This window comes from Pontibacter sp. LHS2 (assembly GCF_058932845.1).
In genome coordinates this window covers 284,774-301,871 of the sequence record NZ_JBZYWG010000002.1, presented here as the reverse complement: position 1 = coordinate 301,871, position 17,098 = coordinate 284,774, and the positions used below count along the sequence as shown (strand labels likewise).

15 protein-coding genes are annotated in these 17,098 nt (G+C 49.2%); 7 read left to right on the top strand and 8 right to left on the bottom strand.

The window, feature by feature from the left end:
* Positions 1–37 precede the first annotated feature (37 nt).
* Positions 38–1,969, top strand: coding sequence for a polysaccharide biosynthesis protein (locus tag AC5FX6_RS09955; RefSeq protein ID WP_493596900.1), 1,932 nt, complete (start codon positions 38–40; stop codon positions 1,967–1,969).
* A 116-nt stretch (positions 1,970–2,085) separates the two neighbouring features.
* Here the strand turns inward: AC5FX6_RS09955 and AC5FX6_RS09950 are convergent, their stop codons facing one another.
* The 4 genes from AC5FX6_RS09950 to AC5FX6_RS09935 all read right to left on the bottom strand — a co-directional run bounded on the left by AC5FX6_RS09950 (position 2,086) and on the right by AC5FX6_RS09935 (position 5,727).
* Positions 2,086–2,451 carry an endonuclease domain-containing protein gene (locus AC5FX6_RS09950; protein ID WP_493596899.1) on the bottom strand — a complete coding sequence of 122 codons (366 nt, stop codon included), beginning with the start codon at positions 2,449–2,451 and terminating at the stop codon, positions 2,086–2,088.
* A gap of 240 nt (positions 2,452–2,691) precedes the next feature.
* The gene (fahA, locus tag AC5FX6_RS09945) at positions 2,692–3,963 is read right to left on the bottom strand and encodes a fumarylacetoacetase (protein WP_493596898.1); all 1,272 of its coding nucleotides are present in this window, start codon (positions 3,961–3,963) and stop codon (positions 2,692–2,694) included.
* Positions 3,964–4,351: 388 nt separating this feature from the next.
* A complete protein-coding gene (locus AC5FX6_RS09940; RefSeq protein ID WP_493596897.1) occupies positions 4,352–4,618 on the bottom strand; it encodes a NifU family protein in 267 nt (88 codons plus the stop codon).
* Positions 4,619–4,623: 5 nt separating this feature from the next.
* Positions 4,624–5,727, bottom strand: coding sequence for an Mrp/NBP35 family ATP-binding protein (locus AC5FX6_RS09935; protein ID WP_493596896.1), 1,104 nt, complete (start codon positions 5,725–5,727; stop codon positions 4,624–4,626).
* A 236-nt stretch (positions 5,728–5,963) separates the two neighbouring features.
* On the opposite strand from AC5FX6_RS09935, the gene dnaG reads away from it, so the two are divergent.
* The 3 genes from dnaG (at position 5,964) to AC5FX6_RS09920 (ending at position 10,107) form a co-directional block, all read left to right on the top strand.
* On the top strand, positions 5,964–7,892 hold the full coding sequence (dnaG, locus tag AC5FX6_RS09930; protein ID WP_493596895.1) for a DNA primase: 1,929 nt from the start codon (positions 5,964–5,966) through the stop codon (positions 7,890–7,892).
* A gap of 89 nt (positions 7,893–7,981) precedes the next feature.
* On the top strand, positions 7,982–9,223 hold the full coding sequence (locus AC5FX6_RS09925; protein WP_493596894.1) for a bifunctional 3,4-dihydroxy-2-butanone-4-phosphate synthase/GTP cyclohydrolase II: 1,242 nt from the start codon (positions 7,982–7,984) through the stop codon (positions 9,221–9,223).
* A 311-nt stretch (positions 9,224–9,534) separates the two neighbouring features.
* On the top strand, positions 9,535–10,107 hold the full coding sequence (locus AC5FX6_RS09920) for a hypothetical protein (RefSeq protein WP_493596893.1): 573 nt from the start codon (positions 9,535–9,537) through the stop codon (positions 10,105–10,107).
* Between the two features lie 7 nt (positions 10,108–10,114).
* On the opposite strand, the gene AC5FX6_RS09915 is transcribed toward AC5FX6_RS09920, so the two are convergent.
* The 3 genes from AC5FX6_RS09915 to AC5FX6_RS09905 all read right to left on the bottom strand — a co-directional run bounded on the left by AC5FX6_RS09915 (position 10,115) and on the right by AC5FX6_RS09905 (position 12,644).
* Positions 10,115–10,885 carry an ABC transporter permease gene (locus AC5FX6_RS09915; protein ID WP_493596892.1) on the bottom strand — a complete coding sequence of 257 codons (771 nt, stop codon included), beginning with the start codon at positions 10,883–10,885 and terminating at the stop codon, positions 10,115–10,117.
* A gap of 7 nt (positions 10,886–10,892) precedes the next feature.
* Positions 10,893–11,783 (bottom strand): ABC transporter ATP-binding protein, encoded by an 891-nt coding sequence (locus AC5FX6_RS09910; protein ID WP_493596891.1) that lies wholly within the window; start codon positions 11,781–11,783, stop codon positions 10,893–10,895.
* 126 nt (positions 11,784–11,909) lie between these two features.
* Positions 11,910–12,644: a DUF2490 domain-containing protein gene (locus AC5FX6_RS09905; protein WP_493596890.1), complete on the bottom strand. Its 735-nt coding sequence runs from the start codon at positions 12,642–12,644 to the stop codon at positions 11,910–11,912.
* A 104-nt stretch (positions 12,645–12,748) separates the two neighbouring features.
* On the opposite strand from AC5FX6_RS09905, the gene AC5FX6_RS09900 reads away from it, so the two are divergent.
* The 3 genes from AC5FX6_RS09900 (at position 12,749) to AC5FX6_RS09890 (ending at position 15,272) form a co-directional block, all read left to right on the top strand.
* Positions 12,749–13,348, top strand: coding sequence for a DUF3267 domain-containing protein (locus AC5FX6_RS09900; protein ID WP_493596889.1), 600 nt, complete (start codon positions 12,749–12,751; stop codon positions 13,346–13,348).
* A 3-nt stretch (positions 13,349–13,351) separates the two neighbouring features.
* Positions 13,352–14,011, top strand: a complete 660-nt coding sequence (locus AC5FX6_RS09895) for a CPBP family intramembrane glutamic endopeptidase (RefSeq protein ID WP_493596888.1) — start codon at positions 13,352–13,354, stop codon at positions 14,009–14,011.
* A 61-nt stretch (positions 14,012–14,072) separates the two neighbouring features.
* Positions 14,073–15,272 carry a dipeptidase gene (locus AC5FX6_RS09890; protein ID WP_493596887.1) on the top strand — a complete coding sequence of 400 codons (1,200 nt, stop codon included), beginning with the start codon at positions 14,073–14,075 and terminating at the stop codon, positions 15,270–15,272.
* A gap of 262 nt (positions 15,273–15,534) precedes the next feature.
* Here the strand turns inward: AC5FX6_RS09890 and AC5FX6_RS09885 are convergent, their stop codons facing one another.
* A complete protein-coding gene (locus AC5FX6_RS09885) occupies positions 15,535–17,016 on the bottom strand; it encodes a PQQ-dependent sugar dehydrogenase (protein WP_493596886.1) in 1,482 nt (493 codons plus the stop codon).
* Between the last annotated feature and the right edge of the window lie 82 nt (positions 17,017–17,098).

Sequence of the window (17,098 nt, the reverse complement as noted above, 5' to 3'; positions counted from 1 at the left end):
CCGTAATCTAAGCTCTTCTCTTCCCCGAGACTTCCGTATGAAAACATTTTTACAGAACAAAGCATTACCGAAATGGATTATACTGATCATCGATCAGATTATCTCCACCTGGTCTTTTGCTTTGTCTTTCTTTATCATCCGCCAGTTTGATTTCGAAACAATCCTGCGCGGCCACTTTTTTGTGTACAGCGGTATATACCTGATCATCTCTGTCATGGTGTTTTATGCCATGCGTATCCATACCGGCCTTATTCGTTACTCCAGCACCGACGACATTTACCGCATCTTTACAGCTGTTCTGATGGCTAGTTTGCTGTATGGCGCTATCGTGGGCTTCTGGGTAGCACCTGAGTTCCATATTGATTCGGTCAACATTTATGTGGTACTGCTGGTCAACTTCTTTATCAGTTCTTCAGTGCTGATTATGATGCGCCTGGGTGCAAAGGCTTTATTTTACTACATCAAGCGCGGGAGTAGCGGCGATAAAGAGTCCATTCTGATCTACGGTGCCGATAGCTTTGCCATATTGGTAAAGCAGGCGCTTGAAATCAGCAATGCGGGCCGCCTGAATATTGTGGGCTTTGTAGATGATAATCCTAACAAGATCGACAAGCACATCCAGCAAAAACGGGTATACCATATCAATGATGTAGAGAAATTGCAGCGCAAGCTCAAGATTGATAAACTGGTTATCCTGAGTGAAGACCTGAAATCAGAGTCCCGTAAAAACGCCATCGAAACATGCGTGGAGCTAGGTATAAAAGTGGTAACCGTACCACCAACCGAGCAGTGGATGTCAGGCCAGCTGCGCATGAACCAGATTCAGGATCTGCGTATCGAGGATCTGCTGCAGCGTCCACCGATCGTGATCGAGAACGATAAGATTTCAGCTGATCTAGCCGGTAAGCGCATCCTGATCACAGGTGGTGCTGGTTCAATCGGTTCAGAGATTGTGCGACAAGTGCTTTCTTACAAACCAGAGATGGTGATCATTTGCGATCAGGCCGAGTCTCCGCTACATGATTTGCAACTGGAGATGGAAGAGCAGTTCCCGGAGGCTAATTTGAGGCTTTGTATTGCAGATATACAGAACTTTAACCGTATGTATAGCCTGTTCAAGGAGTACAACCCACAAATGGTCTACCATGCGGCTGCGTACAAACATGTGCCTATGATGGAAAGCAATCCTTCTGAAGCCATACTCACCAACGTATTGGGTACAAAAAACCTGGCAGACCTCTCCATGACTTTTGATGTAGAGAAGTTCGTGATGATCTCTACAGACAAGGCTGTGAATCCGACTAATGTCATGGGTGCTTCCAAACGCATTGCAGAGATTTACATACAATCGCTTAACAATATCAGTGCTCAGCCGCAGCTTCAGGATAATGTCAAAGGCACGACTCTGCAGCAAACCCGCTTTATTACGACCCGCTTCGGCAATGTGCTGGGCTCTAATGGCTCTGTTATCCCTCGTTTCCGTTCCCAGATTGAAAAAGGTGGCCCGATTACCGTAACACACCCGGATATCACCCGATACTTCATGACGATACCGGAGGCGGTACAACTTGTATTGGAAGCTGGAACAATGGGCCGAGGCGGTGAGATCTTCATCTTCGACATGGGGCAGCCTGTGAAGATCGTGGACCTGGCCCGTAAGATGATCAAGCTGGCTGGCTTGACTTCAAATGATATCGAGATCGTATTCTCAGGCCTGCGTCCGGGAGAGAAGCTGTACGAAGAGCTTCTTAACCAGGAAGAACTGACCATTCCAACACACCACGAAAAGATCAAAGTATCAAAAGTACGCCAGTATACCTATAACAAGGTGCTTGCCAGCATTAACGAACTCCTCAACCTGAACAAAGACGGCGACGAGTTGGATACTGTCAAACATATGAAAAAGATCGTACCTGAGTTTAAAAGCAAAAATTCCAGGTTTGAAGAACTGGACTCAATGGTGCAGTAACCTACCAACAACATAAAACAGCAAAGGCCCGGTTAATCCGGGCCTTTGCTGTTTACCATTTGACATTTTTGAAGTACTGGGAAAAAGTCCCCCTTTGAAGGGGGCAGGGGGATGACTTACTTCTGCTGGTCCTTTATAAAAGCCTCAATTGTTCGCTGAACATTGGGCAAATTCTTCATTACCTCTTCATCTGAGAATCTTAATGTTGTATAGCCCAGTGCACTCAATTTCCCGTCCCGTTCATCATCTTCAGGTGTTTTGAAATTATGTGAATACCCATCCACTTCAATTACTAGTCGCAACTCTTTACACATAAAGTCAGCAATATAATTGCAAATTGGCCGCTGTCTTAGGAAGGTATATCCAGTTTTGCCTTTGCTCAACACTTCACACCACAGCCTGACTTCTGCTTTCGTGGAGTCATTTCGAAGATTTTTAGCAAGTGGCTTTAGCTGTTGGTTGTAGTGGCTGTTGTGTGGCATAGTTCAGGTTCGCTATAAATGTGTCATCCCCCTGCCCCCTTCAAAGGGGGACTTTTACTGAGCAACGCATAAAGCGATATTGAGTTCCCCGCCTTAGACTTTTATAGGGCCCCTACCCCAAGGAGGGGTTAGGGGTGGTTGGACCCGGAGCAGACAGGTTTTGCTAGTGCTATATCAAATCAAAGAAGCCCTTAAGTAAATATTACCTAAGGGCTTCCTTCCGTTTAATAAAGTTAAACCTTACAACGCCGGCAAAACCCTACTTTTCACTTCACCAAAACCAACTCTAATACCGTTTCGCTCAGCAAAGCCGCGCATGATCACGGTGTCATAATCGTTGATGAATTTACGCTCAGTGCCGTCAGCAAGCTGGATAGGCTGGGTGCCGCGCCAGGTGAGCTCGAGCATGGAGCCGTATGAGGTTTTATCCGGGCCGCTAATGGTACCGGAGGCGTACATATCACCTATTTGTATGTTGCAACCGTTGCTGCTTTGGTGCGCCAACTGCTGGTTCATGTTCCAGTACATGTACTTGAAGTTAGAGCGGCAGATGCTGTTTTTATGTCCCTCCTCAGGCTTGAGAAGCACTTCCAGGTTAATATCATAGTTATGGTCGCCGTGAAACTCAAGGTATGGCAGCGGCTTGGGATCCTGCGCTGGACCTTTCACGCGGAAGGGCTCAAGCGCATCCAGCGTTACAACCCAAGGGGAGATAGAAGAGGCAAAACTCTTAGCCAGGAAAGGTCCTAATGGCACATACTCCCAGGTTTGCATGTCACGGGCAGACCAGTCATTGAAGAGCACCAAACCAAAAATATAGTCATCAGCCTCATCCGGGCTGATCATCTCACCCAACTTGGTTTCACGACCAGTTATAAAGGCTACTTCCAGTTCAAAGTCAAGCAGACGGGACGGACCGAAAGTTGGTGCATCAGCATCAGGGGCTTTAGTTTGGCCATTAGGTCTGCGTATGTCGGTACCGGACACAATGATAGAAGAAGCCCGGCCGTGGTAACCTATTGGAATATGCTTCCAGTTTGGCAATAAAGCGTTTTTCGGGTCGCGGAACATCGTACCCACATTCGTAGCGTGCTCAATGCTGGAGTAAAAATCGGTATAGTTACCCACTTTCACCGGCATCAGCATCCGAACCTCTGTTTGCTTGATCAGGCACTCCTGCATCAGTCTGCTGTTGCCGCTGATCTCGTCATTGTCATTGCGCAGCAGTTCCGACACGCGATTGCGTACAGCTCGCCAGGTTGGTTTACCTAGAGCGATGAAATCATTCAGGTAGGGGCGGTGAAATACAGTCGGGTCAACGTCGAGAAGCTCGAACAGATTATGTTGGGCGACGGCGCAAAGATCGAGCACATAATCGCCAATGGCTACCCCTACACGCGGGTCTTTGGAGGCGGACTCAAAAATGCCGAACGGAAGGTTTTGTATAGGGAAATCGCTTTCAGGTGATATTTCGATCCAGGAATGCAGGGAAGGGTCGTTCGCTTTTATCATAGTGCAAGAAAATCTGGGTTGTTAGACAAATATAGGAATTTTGAAGGGTATGGGAAAGTTTGTAAAAGCAGTATATGGATCAAGTTTAACTTTTGCCCTAATGTGTGAATGAGGAATGCCGTAAGAAAAGATTTGATCTAAAGGATTATTTGCGTCATGCCCTCGCTCGCCTCTGGCGAGTGAGGGGTATCGGGCGGACTTTGGCCACTTGTAATTCGTGCCCAATTATTACTACCACCTGTCAGTATAAGTGGCGGGCCCCCACCATAGTAACCACAAGCGTGGCCGCTCGCGGCATGCATAAAAAAAGCAGGTGCCGATTTCTCAGCACCTGCTTTTAAAGGTCATGTGTATTTTATTAAAAAACTTTTTGCCAATAAGGAAAGCTCTAAGGTAGCGGCGTCACATTGACAGCCTCAACTGCTCTGATCTCAGGCACAGCTTTAAGTACTGACTGTTCTACACCAGCCTTAAGTGTCATCGTAGACATCGGGCAGGTACCACAGGCGCCGAGTAGCTCCAGTTTTAGGGTCATGTCATCGGTTACTTCCAACACCTTCACGTTGCCGCCGTCAGCTTCCAGGTAGGGTCTGATTTGGTCAAGGGCACTCTCGATGCGAAGTAAAAAATCGTTGTCAACGTTAATGGTTGCCATCTATCTTAGCTTTTAATTTCTACTGGTTGTGTTTTGGCCATCGTCGCATTACGAACAGACACCTGCTGCGCAACAGCCTGGGCCAACTCTCTGAAAACACCGGAAGCAGGAGAATCGTTCTGCAACGCTACCGGAGTTCCTTCATCACCACATTCACGTATGCCTTGTACCAAGGGTACCTGGCCTAAAACTGGCACATCAAACTTCTTAGCCAGATTCTGGCCCCCTTCCTGTCCGAAGATGTAATACTTGTTCTCAGGAAGCTCGGCAGGGGTAAAATATGCCATGTTCTCCACTACACCCAGTACCGGTACATTGATTTGTGGCTGACGGAACATCTGCAATCCTTTCTGTGCATCGGCAATCGCTACTTTTTGAGGAGTTGTCACAATCACAGCACCCGTTACAGGCAGCACCTGCACCATAGTCAGGTGAATGTCTGAGGTCCCCGGAGGAAGGTCAAGCAGCAGGTAATCCAACTCGCCCCATTCTACATCGCTGATAAACTGCTTCAGAGCGGAACTTGCCATAGGCCCACGCCAGATCACCGCATGGTCAGGTGGTGTCAGGAAACCGATGGACATTAGCTTCACGCCATACTTTTCCACTGGGATGATGTGATTCTTGCCATGATCGCCTTGCACCATGCTCGGGCGCTGGTCTTCTACGCCAAACATGGTAGGTATAGACGGACCGAAAATGTCGGCATCAATCAGGCCCACCTTTGCGCCAGACTGTGCCAGGGCAATAGCCAGGTTACTGGTAACGGTAGACTTGCCTACACCGCCCTTGCCGGAGGCGATTGCAATGATGTTTTTCACACCAGTGAGCACTTCTGAGCTGCCGGCACGGCCGGATGTTACGCGTGAAGTCATATTCACGGTCACTTCTGCTTCCTTGTCTACCATGGTATGGATAGCACGGATACAGGCGTTGCGGATAAGGTCTTTAAGTGGGCAGGCAGGGGTAGTGAGGATAACGGTAAAGCTTACGTTCTTGCCATCTACCTGCACATCCTCGATCATGTTGAGGGTCACCAGGTCCTTGCCCAGGTCCGGTTCCTCCACATAGCTGAGGGCTTTGAGTATATCTTCTTTTGTAATTGCCATAGTGTTAATCGCTTTTGTAAAGCCTTACAAAGATACAAACAAAAAAACTTTAAACATGATTTAGGGGCAGGGGATTATGTTGAAGAGATAGGGATGCACCTGTAGGGGTATGCGTGTGGTACCAACATTATCAATCCTCAAAATCTTTTAATCCTGAAAATCCTTGGGGAGGGGGCCCTATGTTTAGATTCAGACAATTAAAATCTATATTTGTAGTCCCTCAAAATAGCATACCCATGTCCCTGATTCCAAAAGAAGTAGTTGACCAGATCCTTGCCCAAGCCGACATTGTAGAGGTGGTAGGTGACTTTGTGTCGCTCAAGAAAAAGGGGCAGAACATGTGGGCGAACTGCCCTTTCCACCACGAAAAGTCACCTTCTTTCTCGGTTTCACCAGCCAAGGGTATTTACAAATGCTTCGGTTGCGGCAAAGCTGGTAACTCGGTGCAGTTCATCATGGATGTGGAGGGCACCAGCTTTCCGGAGGCGCTTAAGTACCTGGCTAAGAAGTATGGCATTGAGGTGCCGGAAGATCAGCCAAACCCTGAATACGCCAAAGAGCAGAGTGAGCGGGACAGTCTCTACATCGTGTCTGATTTTGCGAACAAGCACTATCAGCACCTGTTGCAAAACCACGATGAGGGGGCAATCGGGCAGTCTTACCTCAAAGAGCGCGGACTGACCAGCAACACCATCCGAAAGTTTGAACTGGGGTATAGCCTGGATACCTGGTCTGACCTGACAGATGCTGCTTTAAAAGCTGGGTATAAGCAGAAGTACCTGGAAGCAACAGGGCTTACGATTGCCAAAGAAGACGGCAAGAAGTACGATCGTTTCCGGGGGCGTGTCATGTTCCCGATCCATAACATCTCAGGACGTGTCATTGGCTTCGGTGCCCGTACGCTCAAAAGCAACGACAAGAAAAGCCCGAAGTACCTCAACTCACCTGAGTCGGAGATTTACCATAAGAGCAATGTGCTCTATGGCATGTACCAGGCCCGGCAGGCGATACGCATGCAGGATATGTGCTACATGGTGGAGGGTTACCTGGACGTGCTTTCATTGCACCAGGGTGGTATAGAGAACGTGGTTGCCTCGTCAGGCACCTCACTCACCGAAGGACAGATTAAGCTCATCGCCCGCTATACGCAGAACATCACGGTACTCTACGATGGTGATGCGGCAGGTATAAAGGCATCGCTCAGAGGGATTGACCTGATCCTGGAGAACGGCTTGAATGTAAATGTGGTCACTTTCCCGACTGGGGAGGACCCGGACTCTTACATTCATAAAGTAGGCGACGAGAAGTTCAAAGCCTATGTGGCAGAGCATGCGCAGGATTTTATCTCTTTCAAGACCAGCCTATACGCTGAGGAGTCAAAGGGCAATCCAGTAAAGAAGGCGGATGCGATACGTGAGATCGTTACTTCTATCTCAAAGATACCGGACCCGATTAAACGTACGGTTTTCTTCCGAAGCTGCAGTCTGATATTTGATATAGATGAACAGCTCCTGATATCGGAGTACAACAAGATGCACCTGCAGGAGCGTCAGCAGAAACAGCAGCGCACGGGTAGCCCGGAGGATCTGGCAGAAGCAGAAGCCTATGAAGCTGAGCAAATGGCCGCTGAAAAACCTGCTACAGAAGCGGATGGCCTCAAGCGCTACGAACGCGAAATTGTCCGGATGCTACTGAACTATCCTGACAAGGTGCTGGTAGATGGGCAAAACACCTGCCAGTATATGTTGGAGCAGTTGGAGGACGTTGAATTCCGAACTCCGCTATACGCCCGCCTGATCGAAGTGGTAAAGGATAAGCTGCAACAGGGGGTTATACCTTCGGCAGAAGACTTTATAAATTACCCAGATCAGGAAATTCGTACGGAGGCCACCAATTTGCTATCAGATCCCTACGAACTGTCTCAAAACTGGGAAACACACCAAATCTACGTTCCTCACGAGTCAGATCTATTACCCTATGGCGCTGAACGAGCGGTACTTCGCCTGAAATGGCGCAATGTGCAATTGCTCATGAAAACTGAAATGGAGAAACTCCGACTCGTTACCGACCCAACAGAACAGGACCGTGTGCTTCAGGTTATCTTCCAACTCAAATCCTTCGAGAAACAGATCGGCGACTTATTAGGGATTGTGGTGAATAAGTAAATTTAAACTTTTTACCTTTGCAGCGCATTTCATTATAAAGCAACCACCTGGCCCATACTTATAAAGTGGGTAGGTATATGAAGGTACACATGGAAACTAATTCACTAGAGCCAATTAAGCTCGATTCAATAGAAGAAGCGATCGAGGACATCCGCCAGGGTAAGATCATTATTGTGGTGGACGACGACGATCGTGAAAACGAAGGTGACTTTATCTGCGCGGCAGAAATGGTTACACCAGAGATCATCAACTTCATGGCGACGCACGGTCGCGGCCTGATCTGTGCGCCTCTTACAGAGGAGCGCTGCGACGAACTGGGACTGGAACTGATGGTGGGCCGTAACACTGCTCTGCATGCCACACCGTTCACGGTATCTGTAGACCTGATCGGGCACGGATGTACAACAGGTATATCTGCCTCTGACCGCGCCAAGACTATCCAGGCACTGGTAGATCCCAACACTGATCCGAATGCATTAGGTAAGCCAGGCCATATTTTCCCGCTCAAAGCAAAGAAAGAAGGCGTACTGCGTCGTCCGGGCCATACAGAAGCTGCTGTTGATCTGGCCCGCCTGGCAGGTCTTGCACCAGCTGGTGTATTGATCGAGATCATGAACGAGGACGGTACGATGGCCCGCTTGCCAGACCTGGTGAAAGTAGCGGAGCGCTTTAACCTGAAACTGATTTCGATCAAAGACCTGGTAGAGTACCGTCTGAAGAAAGAAAGTCTGATTGACCGCGAGATCGCAGTAGAGCTGCCAACAGATTTTGGAAATTTTGATTTGTATGCCTTCACACAGCGCAGTAACGGTGCCAAGCACCTGGCCCTGGTAAAAGGAGACTGGAAGGAAGAAGAACCTGTGCTGGTACGTGTGCACTCTTCGTGCGTAACAGGTGATATCTTTGGCTCATGCCGTTGCGACTGCGGACCACAGCTTCACGAAGCCATGCGCATGGTAGAGCGTGAAGGCAAAGGCGTGATCGTGTACATGAACCAGGAAGGGCGCGGTATCGGCCTGATCAATAAGTTGAAGGCCTATAAACTGCAGGAGCAAGGCCGTGATACAGTAGAGGCAAACCTGGAACTAGGTTTTGGTATGGATGACCGCGACTACGGTGTGGGTGCTCAAATCCTGCGTGACCTGGGCGTTACGAAGATGCGTCTGATCACCAACAACCCTAAAAAGCGTGTTGGCCTGATTGGTTATGGTCTGGAAGTAGTAGAGAATGTGCCCATTGAGATTGCGCCAAACCCACACAACCAGAGCTACCTGACAACCAAACGTGACAAATTAGGACACGAAATACTGAAGAATACGGTTGTTCGCTAAGCAGCCTTCAGATACATAAGATAGAAAGCCCATGCCATTTGGCATGGGCTTTTTTTGTACTGAGCTTCCTGCTTCTCCAGCTCAAATTATTTGGGAAAGGCCTATCCCGCTTCTATTTTCTTACGTTAAGAATTGTATGTAATCTTTTGTGAAACAATAGATTAGGTAGCGTGTTTTATAAAAGGTTATTCACAATATTTAATTTAAGGCTGATGAGAGGACTGGGTACTAAATATTTGTTTTTTACATTATTTGTGGCATTTGCTTGTAGTAGCGTACAGGGCTGGGCACAACTACGGGAGGGGTTTGACATGGAGAGATGGCTCTATGGAAAAGTTGTACTGGCCAGCGGTGACAGTTTGCAGGGGGCTGTTGTCTATCACCCTGCACAGGATGTCGTGCAAATAGCATCGGAAGACGGCGTTATAAATTCTTTTTCAGCTGTTAATGTCAGTCATTTTATGATCAGCGGGGTGTACGATGGGAAACCACAGATCTTTCGGTCTTTGCCCTGGAATAGGGGCAGCATGGATAGCGACTTCAGGGTACCCGTATTCTTTGAGCAAATCAACCAGGGGGAGCTTGTGCTGATGAAAAGATATATTGGGGTGACGGCTGCCAAAGGGGATCAGCAGCATGCAACGGCATCTTTACAGCCACATTATTTTCCGCATTTTGCAACGGCAGGAGATGAACTACAGGAGGTTCTGTATGTAATGATGTCAGACGGCGATATCGTGCAGCTACGAAAGCCCAAAAGAGATATGCTTAAGTTATGCGGCGACCATACAGGGAAAGTAAAGCAGTATGTAAAGTCAAACAAGCTGGATTACAACAATTCTAAAGACTTACTCAGTATCGTGAATTATTATAATTCGCTTTAAAGAGAGCCTACAAGTCACGATACCGCACCAGCATGACGGTAGCGAGCACAAGCACTGCGATATAGAATAGCGCGGGTAAAACTGCCAGGGCCGGACTAAGCACCATCATGGGGCTGGTCAGCCCATCAATAATTTCCTGTCCCGGGGTAGGGGTAAGGCTACCGAACACTTTCATTGGCATAAAGCGGTCAATACGGTCATCGATCTGGTAATGTAAGATGGGCTCCACTATTTTGGACCAGGCCAGGAAAGCGATGATCGCCAGGCCGCTCTTGCGTATGAGGAAGGCAAAGAACATGGCCAGGCACATGTACCCGACAGCCTGCACAAAAAAATAGGAAAGGTGATCAATCTTGCCAAATATGGCGCCTATACTTTTGTCAGTGCTGTTAGTCAATCCAAATAAGAGACCTATCACCAGCAGAAACACAGTCGCCAGGGTTGCCAGACCGAGCGTAACATAAAATTTAGCCAAAACCGCCTCAGCACGTGAACGCCCGTCTATTACCTGTTGTCTGAGAGTACGACAACTGTACTCGTCTGTGATCAGCACAATGACCAGTATACCTAGCAGCAGGTTAAAGAAATAGGCAATATAAGAGAAGCGCATCCACAGATTGGGAAAATCATAGAGCGTTTTGCCCAGCGATTGCCCTCCAACCATCATATTGCTGCTAAAATAAATCAGCAATACCTGCAGTAGTACATAGATGGCCATGATTACCCAGAAAGTAGGGTATCTAAGTATCTTTCGGAGTTCAGTTCTAATCAGGTTCATGCGGAGCTTATTTTTGGGTGATTTCAAGGAACTGCGCCTCCAGGCTTTTGCGGCGCACCAGGAGTTGCGACAGCACGATGCCCTGCGCAAACATATCGCGGTTGAGGTCGGTGCTGGTATAGCCTTCGGAGAGTGTGAGATTAATGAAATTCTTCTCCCGGGCAAACTGTACGATGTAGGGCAAGCGCTCCAGCAACAGCAGTACGGGAGCCAGTTCCTCGGCACTGATCAGCAGTTGGTCTTGTGTGGAGAGGATATCCCCTACAGGCCCATTGGCTTTGAGCTTGCCTGCCTGCAATACCGCTACGTGCGTGCATACCTTTTCTACCTCGTCTAGCAAGTGACTGGCCAGCAGGATGGTTTTGCCTTGAGCGGCGATCCGGGTAATCAGGTCACGCACCTCTGCTATACCTTGCGGGTCAAGTCCGTTGGTCGGTTCGTCGAGTACCAGTACTTGGGGGTCATTGAGCATGGCGGCAGCCAGGGCCAGGCGCTGCTTCATACCCAGCGAAAAACCTTTGTAAGTCGTGCGGCTTCGCGTACCGAGGCCCACCATGTCCAGCATGCTGTTTATATGCCGATGATCTGCCTGCTTGGTATCAGCTACTACTTCCAGATTGGCGTGGGCCGTGAGGTAAGGGTAGAAGTTGGGTGTTTCCAGCAGGGCGCCTACCTGTCGTTTGGTCTCTCTGCTGATAGGTTTCCCAAACCACAAAAAGCTACCTCCGCTCGGCCTGATCACATCCAGCACCATACCCAATGTAGTCGTTTTGCCACTACCATTCGGGCCGAGCAGACCATAGATACTGCCCGCTTCCACTTGCAGCGTCAGCCGGTCAACAGCCTGTAGGTTACCGTATTTTTTAGAGAGATCATCAAGGTATAGGACTGTTGCCATAGCGGGAAGTCGTTTAGACAAATATAGCTTTTTTCTTATACCTGCCAACAAAAGAAAAGCGCCCCCACTCAGGTATAGCGGGGGCGCTTGTGCATAAATTGTATAGGTATAGCTAGTTTAGGACTACTACTGGTTATTACTGAAATCGAGGTTGTAGAAAAGGCTTACCTGCAAGGTATGGTTATGCTCAAACACGATGCCGCTGGCCTTCTGCACGATCTGGTTGAGGTAGCCCAGTTCCAGTGTAGCGGCACTGTTGATCTTATACCCTAAAGCAACATAAGCCCGGTTCTGATCAAAGATGTTACGTTGGATGTTGTTGCCAAACCCAACAAAGATCTCATTATAGGCTGCCAGGAAAGGCTCCCCTTCGTCAATGCTCGTGCCGACAAGTGGCAGGGTGGCCTTGAGCATGTAACGTGCACGATTGAGGTATGTAGAAGTTTCAGCTCCGGCGGGCTTGATCCAGCGCTGCTCCAGGCGGTAGCGGTGCATCAGGCCTACCCGCGCGATACTGCTTTTGTGCTGTAGCTGCTGGTAAATGCGATGCTCCGGGAAAGTACCTGCAGCCGGGAAGTCGCCGTAGGGGTGCGTCTCGATGTAACCGTAGCCCAGCGTGAACATAGTCGAAGGCGTCAGGTCAAAGTTTATACCTGTGCGGATAAGCAGTTGCTGCGGGTCTTTGAGAATATTATGCCGTCGCCATTGTACCTCGGTGTGCAGTCCCCACCTGTTATTGAGTTTGTGGTCACCGAAGTACATGTACCAACCGTTGTTATTGTAATCTTTTACACGGTCGCTTTGCGCCTGTACTGGAGCGATCAGCCCGAAGAACAGGCCCAGGGCCGGCAAAATTTTCAAGAGTATACCTTTGCTATTCATATTGACAAAGGTCACCCTCAAATGGTTGAAATTCAACTTGAATTTTCGCCTATTTTTTGCTACTTATTAGTGAAATTCGCATCATGCAAGTAGACGGAGAACAGTACAGAAAAACTGAATTGAGTATGAGCGCCGCTGAAGCCAATGTGCGGGCACTGGTTTTTATTGTGCCGATAGTGGTAGTTTATGGGGTAGCTTATTGGCTGATCTGGCCTGACCAGTTCTCTACTCAAAATCTACAACAGCTTGTACAGACAAACCGGGAGCTGTTGATGATCTCACCCCTAATCATGCTGCTGGTCTTTGTGCTCGGGGCCGTGGTACATGAGTTGCTGCATGGGCTTACCTGGGCAGTATTCTGCCAAAATGGACTAAAGTCGATCAAATACGGTGTGTACTGGAAAGTACTGACACCTTACTGCCATTGCAAAGAGGTGTTGCCGCTGAAGCAGTACGCCATAGGCGGGATGATGCCGGGTCTGGTGATGGGACTCTTGCCCGCTTTGGCAGGTATAGCCATGGGGCATTTTCTGCTCTTTCTGTTTGGCCTGTTCTTCAGCATGGCCGCTGCTGGCGACTTGCTCATTCTCTGGATGCTGCGGCATCAGCATGGCACAGACCTGGTGCAGGACCATCCGGACAAGATCGGTTGCTACGTACTCAGTACAAGAAAATCTACCTAGATAATGACTACACTTGTCAATCCGCAAAATGCCCAAGAGAAGGGCCTGTTGCTACCGGGCTTTCTGCTGCTGCCAGTTACGTTCGCTGCCTTTTATTTCCTCCCTCAGATACTTGGAAAGACGACCGGTTATTTGGCTAGTTTTCTGCTATACTGGAGCTGGTGTATTGGGCATGGGTTGGTAATGAAGAAGGGTGATTTGGCCAAACGCTATACCTTGCCCCCTCGCACAGGTATGGACTTGCTTCTGGTAGTGCTCTGCTTTGTGCCGGTAATCGGCGCTTTCACGGCGGCATTTCTGGTCGCGTACCCTCATCTCAGCCCTGCGCTATACATGATACTTGGGCTTGTAGCCCTCACAAATGGTTTTATAGAGGAGTTTTACTGGCGTGGTTCTTATACAAGTAGGTATGGCCAAAATAAAGTGTACGCCTTCGTGCTGCCTACGCTGCTTTTTGGGCTATGGCATATATCGGTTTATGCCGCCTATGGCATCAGCTACCAGGGAGGGTTCATGCCTTTAGTGGGTGGGGCATTTTTTATGGGATTGATCTGGGGCTATACCGCTTTCCGGCAGCAGCGCATCCTTATACCTACACTGGCGCATATCCTGACCAATTTCTTCGCTTTCTCGAATCTGATTGTGGAGAACTGGCTGCAATAGGAAAGTCGCGCCTTTTGGCTATATTTAAGGTATGGCTCTTTAGGACGTTAAGCATCAGACTATGAATTATAAGAAACTAGTGGGCGGAGGCCTCACCCTGGCAACGCTGCTTTGTGGCAGTCTGCAGGCATCTGCACAGGATTACAAGCAACTGCACGAACAGGCTATTGTGGTGGATACGCACAACGACGTGCTGATCTCGGTACTGGAAGGACTGCGACTGGAGGATGACCTTCGCGGCAAAACACACTCTGACCTGGCACGCTTCAAAGAGGGAGGGGTCGATGTACAGGTGTTTTCAGTGTGGAGTGATGGCACCTACGGAAAAGGCAAAGGCTTTAAGTTCGCCAACCTCCAGATCGACTCACTATACGCCATCGTAAACCGTAACCCTGACAAGATGATGATTGCCCGCACACCTGCCGATATCGAGCAGGCTGTTGCGCAAAATAAAATGGCCACTATGATTGGGGTGGAGGGTGGCCACATGATGGAAAGCAACCTAAAGTACCTGGAGGCGCTGCACAAACGTGGTACCATCTACATGACCCTGACCTGGAACAACTCCACTCCCTGGGCTACATCTGCCATGGACGAGGAGGGAGGCAAACTGCCTAAAAATCGCAAACCCGGGCTTACTAAATTTGGCAAGCAGGTGGTTCGCAAAATGAATGAACTAGGTATGTTGGTTGACCTGAGCCACGTAGGCGAGCGTACTTTCTGGGATGCCATGGCCACGACCACTAAGCCCGTGCTGATCTCACACAGCTGTGTGCACCACTTCAACCCGCACTTCCGCAATCTGAAAGACGATCAGATAAAGGCAGTTGCCAAAAACGGTGGTGTCATCCACCTCAATTTTTTCTCCGGCTTCCTGGACCCCGAATACGACAAGCGCATGAACGCTTTCCGGGCCAATCACAAGGTAGAGGTAGACTCATTGCGTAAAGAAGGAGCGAACTCGATCCAGATTTTTGACTGGGCCATGGCAAACTACCCAGAAGAGGCTTCGCAGCTTCGCCCACCACTTTCTTTGCTGATGGACCACCTCGACCATATCGTAAAGTTGGTAGGAGTTGACTACGTAGGCCTCGGCTCTGACTTTGATGGTGTCACTTCCACACCGAAGCAGCTTGACAGTGTAGCTGATATGCCAGTGATTACCCGCGAGCTGCTTGCCAGAGGGTATAGCGAGGAGGATATCAAAAAGATTCTGGGTGAGAATTTCCTGCGCGTGCTGCGGGCGAATGTGGGGTCTTAAGCAAGTATAGGTATAAACAAAAAGGTCAGGCTCTGAATAAGAGCCTGGCCTTTTCAATTGTACCCTCGCTCGCGTCCCGCGAGTGTGGGCTATCCAGTCGCGGGACGCCACTTGTGACAAATCTACAGATCAAAGCGGCCAGAGCCCGCCCGATAATTCACACTCGTAGGACGCGAACGAGGGTAGTGCCTATACCTATACCTGGGCCAGAGGCCCCACCATAGTAGACACGAGCGAGGACGCTCGCGCCATGCTAACCTTTCTACTCCACAGGCATTACCCTGTAAATTGTGCCCGGGCTCTCTACTGCTACATAGATATACCCATCTGGTCCCATCTTCACATCACGCACACGGCCGATGTTTTTTAGGAGTTTTTCTTCGCTTACAATCTTATCGCCATTCATTTTGAGTTTACTCAGGAACTGAAATCGCAGCGATCCAACCAGCAGATCGCCTTCCCAGCCTTTGTAGCGGTTGCCCGTCACGAAAGCCATACCTGATGGTGCAATGGATGGTACCCAGTACCAGAGCGGCTGCTCCATACCTTCTTTTTTGGTCAGTTCAGTCAGCACGGTACCGTTGTAGTTGATGCCATAGGAAATCACTGGCCAGCCGTAGTTTTTGCCTCGTTCCGCGATGTTCACCTCGTCGCCCCCTCTCGGGCCATGCTCGTTAGTCCAGATAGCGCCTGTACGCGGGTGTATTGTCATGCCCTGTATGTTGCGGTTACCGATTGTCCAGATTGAGGCAATGGCGCCTTTTTCGTTTGCAAAAGGGTTGTCGGCAGGTATAGTGCCATCGTCTTTGATGCGGTGCACCTTGCCAGGCGCTCGCTCAATGGTTTGTGCATTTTCGTGGTGCTGGCCACGGTCGCCTACCGATACATACAACATGCCGTCACGACCAAACTCCAGGCGGGAGCCGTAGTGGTGGCGGGTACGGGCCCAAGGCTGTGCTTCAAAGATCACTTCCTGGTCCGTGAGTCTGTTGCCTTCCAGTTTGGCCCGCATTACAGCAGTAGTAGAAAGTGTCTGGTCTCCTTCTTTCTTAAAAGCAGAGTAGGAAAGATAGATTAGGTTGTTTTGGGCAAAGTTGGGGTGCAACTCCACATCCAGCAGACCGCCTTGTCCTTGTGCAAGCACATCAGGTGCACCGGCTATTTTCTGGGGCAGGCGGCTTCCCTTAGGCAAACGGTAGAAAGCTCCGTTACGGTCCGTGATCAGCATGTCACCGTTTGGCACAAAAGCCATTCCCCACGGAATCTCCATACCCGTAGCCACGGTGTCGAGGCGGTAGCGGAGATCTTTAGCGGTATAGACGGTGGTCGCGGTGGCTTCTTCGCTGAAGTCGTACTGCTTCACGTTCTGTATACCTTCCTGTATATAAGCGACCAGGGCGATAATCTCCTGGTCAGAGAAGGTCTGCTCAAAGGCGGGCATACCTTCCTCAGGATAGCCGTGTTTGATGGCGGCAAAAAGATTTTCAGCAGAACTGCCATGCTTCCATTTGCGATCAGTAAAGGCCTCCAACTCTTCGCCGTGACAACCGGAGCAGTAGCTGGCGTAATTGGTGCGGGCTTTCTCCAACTGGGCTTCAGACAATGCTACTTCCTGAGCAGAGTTTTGAGCAACAGTTTTAGTATCTGAATCATTTGTGCTGGCGCTGCTGCCAGAGCTGGTACAACTATCCAGTGTGATAAGGGCTAACCCCAGGAGTGGGATCAGATGATTTGTCTTAAACATAGTATTTGATTTCGATCGTTGGCTGTACGTGGATTGCAAGCTTGTGTATACAAATATAGGTGGTGTAAAAGCAAAAGCCACC